Below are 12492 nucleotides of genomic sequence, written 5' to 3' on the forward strand. Positions count from 1 at the left end.
TATGCCCCGGGCCCAGGGCATCATGGCAGGGCCAAAGGTCCCTGCTTGCCGAGGGCTTCGTCCTCTGCCACGATCAATTGCCGCGCCCCGATCCTTGATGCATGACAGCGATGGGACGGCTGGTCTGAATCGGAAAGGCAGCCATGAATGCCCAATTCCCGGATGCGGGCGCCCTTCGAGCGGTCCTCACGCTGGCTACCCGTGCGCCCTCGGTCCACAACACCCAACCGTGGCGGTGGCGGGTGGGCGCGGCAAGTCTGGACCTGTTCTCCGAGCCCGACATGCAACTGCACAGCACCGACCCGGACGGGCGCGATCTGATCATCAGCTGCGGTGTCGCGCTGCATCACTGTGTCGTTGCCTTGGCGTCGATGGGCTGGCGCGCCAAGGTGAACCGCTTGCCCGATCCGGACAACCCCCGCCACCTCGCGACCATAGAGGTCCAGGCTCAGGATGCCGATCCCGCCGACATCGCACTCGCCGCGGCCATCCCGCGGCGCCGGACCGACCGTCGGGTCTACAGCAACTGGCCGGTGGCCGGAGGTGACGTCGCCCAGATGGCCGCGCGGGCGGCTCGCTGTGGGGTCATGCTCCGCCAGGTCGACGCATTGGACAAGATGAGATCAATTGTCGCCCAGGCTGTGTGGCGCCATGCGGGCGACGACGAGTACATCCGTGAGCTGACGACCTGGAGTGGGCGGTACGGCGGCGTGGCCGGGGTTCCGGCCCGGAACACTCCGCCGTCGGATCGCAGCGCCCCGATCCCCGGCCGACTGTTCGCCGCACCGGCGCTGGCCCAACCCTCCGGCGTCTCGCCCGCCGACGACGGCGGCGTCATCCTGGCCTTGGGCACCGACAAGGACGACCGGGCGTCTCGGCTGCGGGCCGGGGAGGCAACCAGCGCCGTCCTGTTGACCGCGACCGCCATGGGATTGGCGTCCTGCCCGATCACCGAACCATTGGAGATCCAGAGCACGCGCGACGCCGTTCGCGCGGACGTGTTCGGCGACAGCGGCTACCCGCAGATGCTGCTCCGAGTCGGTTGGGCGCCGATCAATGCCGACCCGTTACCGGCCACGCCGCGGCGTAGTCTTTCGCAGGTCGTCGACGGGCCCCGAGAGCTACTGGAGGAGCGGGGCTGACCAGCGTAGCGATGTGCCGCCGCTGGCGGTGGCTTCGATGGCGAATTCGCCACCAGCCTCCTCTGCGCGCCGGCGCAGATTGGTCAGGCCGCTGGCGGTGAACTGGTCGGGCATTCCACATCCGTTATCGCTCACCTCGATGCACAAGTCGTCAGCGACTTTGACCCGGACCATCAATGTCGTGGCCTGCGCGTGACGAACGGCGTTGCTGACCGCTTCCCTGACCACCGCCTCGGCGTGATCGGCCAGCGGGTTGTCTACCACTGACAGCGGGCCGACGAATTGGACGGAGGTGCGCAACCCCGATCCGGCGAATTGGGCGACGGCGGCATCGATTCGCTGCCGGAGCCGGGTGATGCCCTGTGAGCCTCCGTGCAGATCGAAAATCGTGGTGCGGATCTCCTGGATGACCCCCTGCAGATCGTCGACTGCTTCCGAAAGCCGTTGCTGCACTTCGGTAATCCGCGCCCGCGGAACGGCAGCCTGCAACGCCAGACCGACGGCGAAGAGCCGCTGGATCACGTGGTCATGCAGGTCGCGTGCGATCCGGTCGCGCTCGGTCACGACGTCGAGCTCACGCATCCGGCGCTGCGAGCCGGCCAGCTGCAGCGCCAGCGCGGCCTGGTCGGAGAACGCGGCCATCATCTCGAGTTGGTCCTCGGTGGCCGGTCCGGAACTGTCGTGGCGCAACAGCACGACGACACCGGCGCAGGTATCGGTAGCCCGCAGCGGTAACAGCAGCGCCGGACCCGCGACGTCGGCACCGTCCAGCGCAAACTTCTCGACCTGTTTCGGGCTGCTGTCGACGCAGACATCCGCGAGCGCTGTGTCTGTCAACGAAATGACCTGCCCCGTAACGGAAGCCACGGCACTGCCCACCGTCTCGATCACCAGCAGCTCCGTTACGTCGGCGGCCGGCACGCTCTCGTCGTGCGGAACGGCCACCAGAGCCGCGTCGGCCGCGGTCAGCTTGAGCGCCTTCTCGGCGACAAGCCGAAACACCGTCGCGGGTTCGGCACCGGAGAGCAACTCGGTGGCGATGTCGCGGGTGGCCTCGATCCACGACTGTCGCGTCGTGGCCTGTTGGTAAAGCCGGGCGTTCGCAATGGCGATGCCCGCGGCCGCGGCCAGCGCCTGGACCAGCAATTCGTCGTCGTCGCTGAACGGCTGACCGTTGGTCTTGTCGGTCAGGTACAACGTGCCCAGCGACACGTCGCGCACCCGAACCGGCACCCCGAGGAAGGTGCGCATGGGCGGATGGTTGGCCGGAAAGCCCACCGATGCCGGATGCAATGAAAGGTCGTCCAGCCGTAGCGGTTTGGGCTCGTCGATGAGCAGCCCGATGATGCCGAGGCCCTGGGGCAGGTGGCCGATCCGCTCGACGGTCTCTTCGTCGAAGCCCTCATAGACGAACTGCAGCACCCGCTTGTCCCGATCGTGCACCTCCAGGGCACCGTAGCGAGCATCGACGAGATTGGTCGCCGAGTGCACGATGGTGCGCAGGGTCGCGTCCAAGTCCAGACCCGATGTGACGACGAGCATGGCTTCCACCAGCCCGTCGAGGCGGTCGCGTCCCTCCACGATCTGCTCGACCCGCTCCTGCACTTCCACCAGCAGCTCACGCAGCCGCAGCTGGGAAAGCGTCTGGCGCAGCGGACGCAGACCGGAGTCCAGGGTTGTGCCCGTACCGATAGGAAGCCTGTCGTCAGCCATGGGTGCGCGTCACCCAGCGCCCGGCCCCGAGCGCTGCAACTGCGTTGCGAATACCGCGGCCTGCGTCCGGCGCTCCATTCCCAGCTTGGCCAACAGCCGCGATACGTAGTTCTTCACCGTCTTTTCGGCCAAGAACATCCGGTCGGCGATCTGCTTGTTGGTAAGACCCTCGCTCAACAGCCCCAGCAGTGTCCGCTCCTGCTCGGTCAGGCCCGACAACGGGTCCGGCTTCTCGACACCGCCCCGCAGTTTGGACATCAATGCGGCAGCGGCCCGATTGTCGAGCAGTGACCGTCCCGCGCCTACCTCTTTGACGGCGCGGGCCAATTCCATCCCCTTGATGTCCTTGACGACATATCCGCTGGCACCGGCCAGGATCGCATCCAGCATCGCCTCATCGGAGGTGTACGACGTCAGGATCAGGCAGCGCAGTTCCGGCATGCGCGACAACAGATCTCGGCACAGCTCGATGCCATTGCCGTCGGGCAGCCGGACGTCGAGCACCGCCACGTCGGGGTTAGCCGCCGGGATTCTGGCCATCGCTTCGCCAACCGAACCCGCCTCACCGACGACCTCGAGTTGAGGGTCCGCGTCGAGCAGGTCGATCAGGCCGCGCCGTACCACCTCGTGGTCGTCGACCAAGAAGACTGTTACCAAGACTTCACTCCTGAGATAGTCCCGAGATTGGCTGTTCCTAGAGGTTGCCACTGCGCACGGTCAGCACCGAGCATCCTGCGCTGTAGACGTTGCACGCCTGCGCGGCATGGGAGTCCGTGACATACAGCTGGTCCGGCTTGGCATTGGCGGCAATGTAACGGCAGGCATGTCCGCGGATGACCGTCGACTCGACCTTGACGTCGGGGTACAGCCGCGTCCACCGGGCCAGCCGGCGGCTCAGTTGCGCTTGCGCCAAACGGTTTCCGTCCCCGGCATCGCCCGATGTGTCGGGCATGCGTGCCGAAAGAGCCCGCAGCGGTACCCCCCGCAGCCTTGCCTCCTCGAACGCATGTCGCAGCACCGAACCGTTGTTCACCTCCGCGACCACCGTGCTGACCTTCGGCACCGGCACTCCGCCGGGGGGGAGCTGGATGACCGCCACCGGGCATAACGCCGATCCGGCCAGCGTCGCCGCGACCGAGCCCTCGCCGCGGCGCGCGTGGTTGAGCCCGATGGACCCGACACAGACCATCACCGCCGACCTGGACTCCTCCATCAGCTTGGTGAGCGGCCTGCCCCGCAGGACTTCGGTTTCCACCTTGACCGGGTGTCCGGTGGCTTCCACGGCCCGGCACACGTCGAACAGTGCCGCGTGCGCGGTGCCTTGCCGACCATCACGACCGCCGCCGCCCGACGGTTCCAGCGGATCGATGACGTACACCAGGCGCAGCGGAATGTCTCGGCTGACCGCCTCGTCGATCGCCCACAGCGCCGCCTGGGTTGCCGCCTTCGATCCGTCGATACCGACGACCACCGCCGGAGCTGACGGGTTGCTCATCGTGCTCTCCTCTGCTGAGCCGTTGGCTACTCGCACGTTATCGATGAGGCACCCGGCTTACCCAGGGGCGTTGGTCCCGATATCAGTGCCATTGGTCCCTACAGAACAGCGGCCAGTCAAACCCACTATTGCCAGCGCGGCGATAGACGAATTGGATGTTTACGAGCCGCCGTTGCATGTGAACAAGGAGTTGAATCCGCGGCGATACAGCCCATCATCCAGACAGGAGATCTCGGAATGGCTGCCCAACAGACATCGTCATCGCCAATTCCCAGCCAGCAAGCGTCGCGTCCCTTGATCGGAAAGGGCTGGATTCAGGGTGTGGCCCTGGTGATGATCTTCGGCTTCCTGGTGATGGGAATCCTGGTCTACCGCACCTATACCGCGGCGATGCCGATGCCGGACAAGGTCGTCACCGAATCGGGACAGGTCCTGTTCACCGGCGACGACATCACCCGCGGCCAAGAGCTCTACCAGGCGCGTGGCCTCATGCAATACGGTTCGGTGCTCGGCCACGGCGCCTACCTGGGGCCCGACTACACCGCCGACTACTTGCGCATGGCCACCGACGACGTCGCCGATCAGCTACGGGCCGAAGGTGTGGCCCACCCCCGCGATCGGGTGGTCACCGAATTCCGGACCAACCGCTACAACCCCGATACCAAGACGCTGGTGTTCACCGACCGCCAGGCCGCGGCGTTCGAGCGGATCCAAAACCATTACGCGGCCTACTTCGGGGAGAACTCGACGAAGTACGGGCTGCTGCCGCAGCTGATCACCGACAAGGCGCAAATCCGGGACCTGACGGCGTTCTTCGCGTGGACGGCATGGGCGGCCGCCGCCGAGCGGCCCGGCCACGAGTACAGCTACACCAACAACTGGCCGGCCGAGCAGCGCGTCGACAACGGTCCGACCGCAGCGGTGATCCTGTGGTCGGCGCTGTCGCTGATCGCGTTGCTGGGCGGCATCGGGATCATGTTCGCCATCTACGGACGCTGGAGCCAGAAGGTCGGCTGGCACAGCGCCGAGGCGTCCAACCTCTCCTTCCGCCAACCCGGCGAGGTGAGCCTGACGCCGGCCCAGCGGGCGACCATCTGGTTCTTCGCGATCGTGTCGGTGCTCTTCCTGGCCCAAACACTGCTGGGCGCCGCCGCCGAGCACTACCGGGCCGACTTGTCGAACTTCTTCGGCCTGGACCTGGCCCGGCTGCTGCCCTACAACCTGGCCCGCACCTGGCATCTGCAGCTGGCGCTGTTCTGGACCGCGGCGGCGTTTCTGGCCGGCGGCATCTTCCTGGTGCCGTTCATCAGCCGTCGGGAGCCCAAACGCCAGGGCCTGCTGGCCTACGTGTTGCTGGGCGCGGTTGCGGTCGTGGTGTTCGGCTCGCTGATCTGCGAGGCGCTCTCCATCTACGGCGTGATTCCCCAGGGCGGGCTGCTCTCCCAGCAGTGGGAGTACCTCGACCTGCCGCGGCTGTGGCAGATCCTGCTGATCGTCGGCATGTTCGTCTGGATCGCCATCATCTTCCGCGGCATGCGCGCCCGACTCAAAGGCGAGTCGAAGATGAACATGCCGTGGTTGTTCTTCTTCTCCGGCCTGGCGATCCCCACCTTCTACGCCGTGGGGTTGTTGGCCAGCAGCGGTACTCACTACACCGTCGCTGATTTCTGGCGGTTCTGGGTGGTGCACCTGTGGGTCGAGGACTTCCTCGAACTGTTCACCACCGTGATGGTGGCCTACATGTTCGTGCTGCTGGGTGTGGTGCGGGAACGCATCGCCCTGGGCGTGATCTTCCTCGATGTCATCCTGTACTCCGCCGGCGGCGTCATCGGCACCATGCACCACCTGTACTTCTCGGGCACCCCGGTGGAGCACATGGCGCTGGGCGCCTTCTTCTCGGCTGCCGAGGTCATTCCGTTGACCTTCTTGACGGTGGAGGCGTGGGCGTTCCTGCAGCTGGGTGCGCGCCAGCAGTCCGGCGACGGCAACCCGTTCCCGCATCGCTGGGCGGTGATGTTCCTGGTCGCGGTCGGGTTCTGGAACTTCGTGGGAGCGGGCATCTTCGGATTCCTGATCAACCTGCCGGTGGTGTCCTACTACGAGATCGGCACCGCACTGACGGCAAACCACGGGCACGCGGCCATGATGGGGGTATACGGCATGCTGGCCGTGGGCCTGGCGATGTTCGCCTTCCGCTATGTGATCCCGGCCGACAAGTGGCCGGAGAAGCTGGCGCGGATCTCGTTCTGGGGCATGAACATCGGCCTGGCCTGGATGGTGTTCGCCACCCTGCTGCCGCTGGGCATCCTGCAGCTCTACCACTCGGTCAACGACGGCTACTTCGAAGCCCGGTCGCTGGGCTACATCACCAAGCCCGGCAACGCGGTGATCGAATGGCTGCGGATGCCCGGTGATCTGATCCTCATCGTCGGCGGCGTGCTGCCGTTCGTTTGGATCGCCTGGACCGCGTTGCGCAATTTCCGCTCCGGTTCGACGGTCGAGGAATTGCCGGAATACCCGCTGTACACCGAGGTTCAGGCGGAGCCGACATCCGGTGCTAAGTCGCCGGCGAGGGACTGAGCGGTGGCGCCGCCGGCTGCCTCGGTCTGGCTGTTCGCCGGGTATTCGCTGGCGTTGCTGGCCATCGGGTGGAGCTTCGACTCGATGGCACGGCGGGCATCGGCGCGTGCGGCCCGCTGGCGCACCGGCCGATTCACCTATCACCCCGACCACGACGCCTGGGTGTGTCCACAGGATCAGTGGCTGTGGCCGAGTTCGTTCGATCCCAAGCATCGGGTCATGCGTTATCGCGCGTTGCCGGTGGTGTGCAACAGCTGTCCGGTCAAAGACAGCTGCACGACGTCGGACCACGGCCGGGAGGTCAGCCGGGAGGTGGACCCGTGGCCGCACTCGGATGCCGGGCGGTTTCACCGCGGGATCGCCTGCTGCGTGGCCGCTTTGGGAATCGTGCTGCCGCTGGCGACATTGATCGCCAATCACTCGCCGGCTGAGGTGTTGGTGTTGACGGGCACCATGCTGGTGGTCGTGCTGCTCGGGTTGCCGCTGGCCCGCCACCTGTGGAATACCCCGTCTAACGCGCCGGACTATCTGCCGCATCGCACCGCGATCGAGGACCAGGTGGCTGCCGCGGTCGACCGGTATTCGACTCGCTGGGGCGGCTGGGAAGGCAAGGAGGACAAGACATCGTGACCGCTGTGGTGATCGGCTTCATCGTTGTCGGTGTGGTGGTGCTGGTAGTGCTTGCCGTGCTGTCGGCCGCCGTGCTGCGCGAGTATGAGCGCGGCGTGGTGTTCCGGGTGGGGCATGTGCGCCCGCTCTACCAACCGGGACTTCGGTTTCTTATTCCGTTGGCGGACACAATGATCCGGGTCGACCAGCGGCTGGTCACGCTGACCATCCCGCCGCAGGAGGTGATCACCCGTGACAACGTGCCGGCCCGGGTCAATGCGGTCGTCATGTTCCAGGTGACCGACCCGATGAAAGCGATTCTGGCGGTGGAGAACTACGCGGTGGCCACGTCGCAGATCGCGCAGACGACACTGCGCTCCCTGCTGGGCCGCGCGGACCTGGATACCCTGCTGGCACATCGCGAGGACCTCAACAGCGATCTGCGCACCATCATCGAAAAGATGACCGAGCCGTGGGGTGTGCAGGTTCGGGTGGTGGAGATCAAGGACGTCGAAATTCCCGAGTCGATGCAACGAGCCATGGCCCGAGAAGCCGAAGCCGAGCGGGAACGCCGCGCCAAGGTCATCAATGCCCGGGGCGAGCTGCAGGCCTCAGAGGAACTGCGCCAAGCCGCCGAGACCTTGTCGAAGAGCCCCGCCTCGCTGCAATTGCGCTATCTGCAAACTCTTTTGGAGCTGGGCGCCGACCAGAACTCGACGGTCGTCTTCCCGCTGCCGGTCGACATCATCACCCCGTTTCTGCGGCAACCTGAACTGTTGCGGAGCGTTGTCGACAACTTCAACCACCGCGGCTAAACGACGACTAAACGGGCAACCGCACCGTCCGAGGAACTCACAGAGCGGCGGCGGCATGCCGGACGTGCCCGGCATGCCGACGGGCACGCTGAAGCGGGCCTCGAACGTCGCGCCGCGCTACGGGTCCGGCTCACCGTGATGTCGCGCCGACCGCCGGCCGGCTGATCACCGGCCGGACCCTTCGTCGACTCCGGTGGCCGGCCGCGGTGTCGCTACCGGGACACCTGCACCCGACCATTGCGGCGATCGGGCAAATCGCGAACGCCGAGCAGCCCCGGCAAACTTTCGTTTCTCGCTGGTCCATCTGGGCAAATTAACTGCGAATTCAGGTAGCCGTCGCCTAATATTCACTCCGGCCGGCGTACGCGGTCGGCTGCGGCTTGCCAGTTTTTGGGCATTCCGGAATCGAAGGTCACAAGATGCCCTGTGCGAATGGCCCACCAGCGACCCAACTCCCACGACGCTGCCTGAAAACAGCCCGGAAGGTCCTGGGCCGCAATCTCACTGAGCCGATGTGTTGTTAGTACCCGGATTCCGGACCGACGGGGACAACCAAACTTCCACGACACCGCCTACCGGCACCAATCGACGCCAGCACCGAACCGAGCGCGGGCACCGGCTACCGCATGCACTATCTAAGGAGCTGTGACACAATGGATTTCGCCTTATTGCCACCAGAAATCAACTCCGGCCGGATGTACACCGGACCGGGCCCGGGCTCGCTGCTGGCCGCGGCGGGCAGCTGGGACACGCTGGCGGCCGAGCTGGACACCACCGCCCAGACCTACGAATCGGTGGTTTCGGGCGTGACCGCTTTGGATTGGTATGGCCCCGCATCGGAGTCGATGGCCGCAAAGGTCGCCCCGTATGTGGGTTGGCTCCACACGACGGCGGCCCAGACAAAGCAGACGGCCATGCAGGCCAGGGCCGCGGCGGCGGCCTTCGACCAAGCGTTCGCGATGACCATGCCACCGCCGGCGATCGCGGCGAACCGCATCCAGCTGATGGCGTTGATCGCCACCAACTTCTTCGGCCAGAACACGGCGGCGATCGCGGCCACCGAGGCGCAGTACGCCGAGATGTGGGCCCAGGACGCCGCGGCGATGTTCGGCTACGCCACCAGCTCGACGGCGGCGGCGCAACTGGCGCCGTTCTCTTCGCCGTCGCAGATCACCAACCCGGCCGGGCTCAGCGCCCAGAGCGCCGCGGTCGCCCAAGCCAATGCCAGCGCGGCCGCCACCGACCCGGTGTCGCAGCTGATCTCCGCGGTGTCCCAATCACTGGGGGCGCTGTCCGGAATACAACTACCCAATCTCCTTCCTGCCGACTACGCCGTCCTCGATGGCATCTTCGGGGCGTACGCGACATTCAGCGCAATCTCGAGCCTCGAGTCGGTTGTCGACGGCATCATCGGAGATGAAGCCGCCTTGGCGCCGGCGCTGACCAGTGTCGCGGACACGATGCCGGCCGAGGCCGGCTCCGTGCTCGTCGCGGCACCACAGCCGACCGGCGCCGGAATGGGGCTGGGTACCAACGCGGTGCTTGCGAGTGCGGGCCGGGCCGGTTCGATCGGGCAACTATCCGTGCCGGCGAGTTGGGCCGCCCCGGCCACCCGGACCGTCTCGGCATTGTCGCCCGCGGGCCTGACCACGATTCCGGGCACCGAGGAAGGCGGCGCGGGTGCGCCGGGCGTCCCGGGAATGGCCGTGCCGGCGCCGTCGCGTGCCTCCGGCGTGCTGCCCCGGTACGGGGTGCGGCTCACGGTCATGGCGCACCCACCGGCGGCCGGGTGACTCGGTTAGTCGGGTGGCGGCTCGGCCGGCGCGAAGTTCCAATTGTCCGGATTCTTCGGCGAATACACGACCGGAAGTACCTGCCCGGTGGCCGGCCACTGGCTGACGTCGACCGCCATCCGCCGATACACGCTGTGCTCGTTGACGGTTGGGCCGTTGAGGACGCCGGAGATGGTGACAAACTGCTCACCGGTCGCATCCGGCCGAGGACTGACGCCGGTCACCAACAGCGTGCCGCTCGCCAACGCACCGCGCGGGCCCGGCGGAAAGAACCGCGGAGCAAGAAACACCACCAGGACCGCAACCAAAATGAGCAGCACACCCAATTCCCATCCCACGCCGCCATGGTAGGACTGCTGGCGTGACTCAGCAGGATCTGCTCCTTGCGCTGGCGCTCGCCGACCGCGCGGACGCGGTGACCCGCGCCCGGTTCGGCGCGCTCGACCTGCACGTCGACACCAAGCCGGACCTGACGCCGGTGACCGACGCCGACCGGGCGGTTGAAGCCGACATCCGTGCCACACTCGGCCGGGAACGTCCGGGTGACAGCATCGTCGGCGAAGAGTTCGGCGGAACCACCACTTTCAGCGGACGGCAATGGATCGTCGACCCGATCGACGGCACCAAGAACTTCGTGCGGGGGGTGCCGGTGTGGGCCAGTTTGATCGCCTTGCTCGACGACGGCGTTCCGTCCGTCGGTGTGGTGAGCGCGCCCGCGTTGCAGCGACGGTGGTGGGCCGCGCACGGGCAGGGTGCGTTTGCCTCGGTTGGCGGCACGCAGCCGCGCCAACTGTCGGTTTCCTCGGTGGCGGAATTGGATTCGGCGAACTTGTCGTTCTCGAGTCTGTCGGGCTGGGCGCAGCTCGGCTTGCGAAATCGTTTCATCGAGCTGACCGATGCCGTGTGGCGGGTGCGCGCCTACGGCGACTTCCTGTCTTACTGCCTGGTGGCCGAGGGGGCCGTCGATATCGCCGCCGAACCGGAGGTGTCGGTGTGGGATCTGGCGGCGCTGGACATCCTGGTACGCGAAGCCGGTGGGCTACTCACCAGCTTGGACGGCGCCCCCGGCCCCCACGGTGGCAGCGCGGTGGCGACCAACGGCCTACTGCACAAAGAAGTTCTGGCCAGGCTGCGCGCGGAGTAGCCTGGCGTTCGAGAACGACATGACCCTCCTTTCGCCACCGGACGACCCGTTCACCATCGCAACGAAACACTGGCACCGCCTCGACGACGGCCGGATCCAGTGCGACGTATGTCCGCGCGCTTGCAAGCTGCACGAGGGGCAGCGCGGGCTGTGCTTTGTCCGCGGCCGGAGTGCTGACCGGATTGTGCTGGCCAGCTATGGACGCTCCAGCGGGTTTTGCGTCGATCCGATCGAGAAGAAGCCGCTCAACCATTTCTTGCCCGGCTCGGCCGTGCTGTCGTTCGGCACCGCGGGGTGCAACCTGGCATGCAAGTTCTGCCAGAACTGGGACATCTCCAAGTCGCGGGAGACCGACACCCTTGCCGCCCGCGCCGGTCCCGGCGACATCGCTCGTGCTGCCGCCGAAATGGGTTGTCGCAGTGTGGCATTCACTTACAATGATCCGACGATCTTCTGGGAATACGCCGCCGACGTCGCCGACGCCTGCCACCAACGGGGCATCAAGGCGGTCGCGGTGACGGCCGGGTACATGTGTCCGGCCCCACGCGCGGAGTTCTACCGGCATATCGACGCCGCCAATGTCGACTTGAAGGCGTTCACCGAGGACTTTTATCACAAGGTCTGCGTCGGCCACCTGCGCGACGTGCTCGACACCCTCGTTTACCTACGGCATGAGACGCAGGTGTGGCTGGAGATCACCACCCTGCTGATCCCGGGCCGCAACGACAGCGACGCGGAGCTCGCCGCCGAATGCGCATGGATTCGCGAAAACCTGGGCGTCGACGTGCCGGTGCATTTCACCGCATTCCATCCCGACTACAAGATGACCGACACACCGCCCACGCCGCCGGCCACCCTGACGCGGGCCCGTCGGATCGGCATCGACGAAGGCCTGCGGTTCGTCTACACCGGAAACGTCCACGACACCGAAGGCGGCACCACATACTGCCCGGGGTGCGGGACTGCGGTGGTGGTTCGCGATTGGTATGCGATGCGGCGTTACGCGCTGACCGATGACGGATGCTGCCGAGCGTGTGACCGTCAGTTGGCCGGTGTGTACGACGGCCCCGCGGGAGGTTGGGGCCGGCGCCGGCTTCCGCTGCCCACCAGCCTGTCAACGGTGTGAATTAACTAACACTAGCCCCATTTATCTTACTCGGGAGTAAGATACGGTTATCGCATCGCCCATCGACAGAGGCAA

The 12492-nt window shown here is 66.3% G+C and carries 11 protein-coding genes; 7 read left to right on the forward strand and 4 right to left on the reverse strand.

The features are described from left to right. The first annotated feature begins 143 nt into the window (after window positions 1-143). Complete coding sequence (locus tag CDN38_RS06565) at window positions 144-1142, forward strand: Acg family FMN-binding oxidoreductase (RefSeq protein ID WP_075511194.1); 999 nt, start codon at window positions 144-146, stop codon at window positions 1140-1142. Here the strand turns inward: CDN38_RS06565 and CDN38_RS06570 are convergent. Genes CDN38_RS06570 through CDN38_RS06580 form a run of 3 tightly spaced genes read right to left on the reverse strand, consistent with a single transcriptional unit; the run spans window position 1122 to window position 4350 of the window. Continuing rightward, on the reverse strand, window positions 1122-2855 hold the full coding sequence (locus tag CDN38_RS06570; RefSeq protein WP_075511193.1) for a sensor histidine kinase: 1734 nt from the start codon (window positions 2853-2855) through the stop codon (window positions 1122-1124). The two genes, CDN38_RS06565 and CDN38_RS06570, sit on opposite strands and share 21 nt — an antisense overlap. A 9-nt stretch (window positions 2856-2864) precedes the next feature. After that, window positions 2865-3512 carry a hypoxia response regulator transcription factor DosR/DevR gene (gene dosR, locus CDN38_RS06575; protein ID WP_075511192.1) on the reverse strand — a complete coding sequence of 216 codons (648 nt, stop codon included), beginning with the start codon at window positions 3510-3512 and terminating at the stop codon, window positions 2865-2867. 37 nt (window positions 3513-3549) lie between these two features. Beyond that, the gene (locus tag CDN38_RS06580) at window positions 3550-4350 is read right to left on the reverse strand and encodes a universal stress protein (RefSeq protein ID WP_075511191.1); all 801 of its coding nucleotides are present in this window, start codon (window positions 4348-4350) and stop codon (window positions 3550-3552) included. A 237-nt stretch (window positions 4351-4587) separates the two neighbouring features. Between CDN38_RS06580 and CDN38_RS06585 the strand changes: the two genes are divergently transcribed. The 4 genes from CDN38_RS06585 to CDN38_RS06605 all read left to right on the forward strand — a co-directional run bounded on the left by CDN38_RS06585 (window position 4588) and on the right by CDN38_RS06605 (window position 10147). After that, window positions 4588-6930 carry a nitric-oxide reductase large subunit gene (locus CDN38_RS06585; protein WP_099318864.1) on the forward strand — a complete coding sequence of 781 codons (2343 nt, stop codon included), beginning with the start codon at window positions 4588-4590 and terminating at the stop codon, window positions 6928-6930. A 3-nt stretch (window positions 6931-6933) separates the two neighbouring features. Further along, window positions 6934-7560 carry a hypothetical protein gene (locus tag CDN38_RS06590; RefSeq protein WP_075511189.1) on the forward strand — a complete coding sequence of 209 codons (627 nt, stop codon included), beginning with the start codon at window positions 6934-6936 and terminating at the stop codon, window positions 7558-7560. Next, window positions 7557-8354, forward strand: a complete 798-nt coding sequence (locus CDN38_RS06595; protein WP_075511188.1) for a slipin family protein — start codon at window positions 7557-7559, stop codon at window positions 8352-8354. Before CDN38_RS06590 ends, CDN38_RS06595 begins: the two co-directional genes overlap by 4 nt. 653 nt (window positions 8355-9007) lie before the next feature. Next, window positions 9008-10147, forward strand: a complete 1140-nt coding sequence (locus tag CDN38_RS06605; protein ID WP_075511187.1) for a PPE family protein — start codon at window positions 9008-9010, stop codon at window positions 10145-10147. Window positions 10148-10152: 5 nt separating this feature from the next. Here the strand turns inward: CDN38_RS06605 and CDN38_RS06610 are convergent, their stop codons facing one another. Then, entirely contained in the window at window positions 10153-10485 is a 333-nt protein-coding gene (locus tag CDN38_RS06610) for a hypothetical protein (RefSeq protein WP_075511186.1), read from the reverse strand. A 23-nt stretch (window positions 10486-10508) separates the two neighbouring features. On the opposite strand from CDN38_RS06610, the gene hisN reads away from it, so the two are divergent. Both hisN and amrS read left to right on the forward strand, forming a co-directional pair. Then, a complete protein-coding gene (gene hisN / locus CDN38_RS06615) occupies window positions 10509-11291 on the forward strand; it encodes a histidinol-phosphatase (protein ID WP_075511185.1) in 783 nt (260 codons plus the stop codon). Between the two features lie 19 nt (window positions 11292-11310). Continuing rightward, the gene (gene amrS, locus CDN38_RS06620) at window positions 11311-12417 is read left to right on the forward strand and encodes an AmmeMemoRadiSam system radical SAM enzyme (protein ID WP_075511184.1); all 1107 of its coding nucleotides are present in this window, start codon (window positions 11311-11313) and stop codon (window positions 12415-12417) included. Window positions 12418-12492 lie beyond the last annotated feature (75 nt).

Origin of the sequence: Mycobacterium ostraviense, assembly GCF_002705925.1 — a bacterium.
GTDB lineage: Bacteria > Actinomycetota > Actinomycetes > Mycobacteriales > Mycobacteriaceae > Mycobacterium > Mycobacterium ostraviense.

Coding starts and splice junctions, on each gene's coding strand:
- CDN38_RS06580 (WP_075511191.1), bottom strand. CDS start 4,350: ATGAGCAACCCGTCAGCTCCGGCGGTGGTCGTCGGTATCGACGGATCG.
- CDN38_RS06565 (WP_075511194.1), top strand. CDS start 144: ATGAATGCCCAATTCCCGGATGCGGGCGCCCTTCGAGCGGTCCTCACG.
- CDN38_RS06570 (WP_075511193.1), bottom strand. CDS start 2,855: ATGGCTGACGACAGGCTTCCTATCGGTACGGGCACAACCCTGGACTCC.
- amrS (WP_075511184.1), top strand. CDS start 11,311: ATGACCCTCCTTTCGCCACCGGACGACCCGTTCACCATCGCAACGAAA.
- CDN38_RS06585 (WP_099318864.1), top strand. CDS start 4,588: ATGGCTGCCCAACAGACATCGTCATCGCCAATTCCCAGCCAGCAAGCG.
- CDN38_RS06605 (WP_075511187.1), top strand. CDS start 9,008: ATGGATTTCGCCTTATTGCCACCAGAAATCAACTCCGGCCGGATGTAC.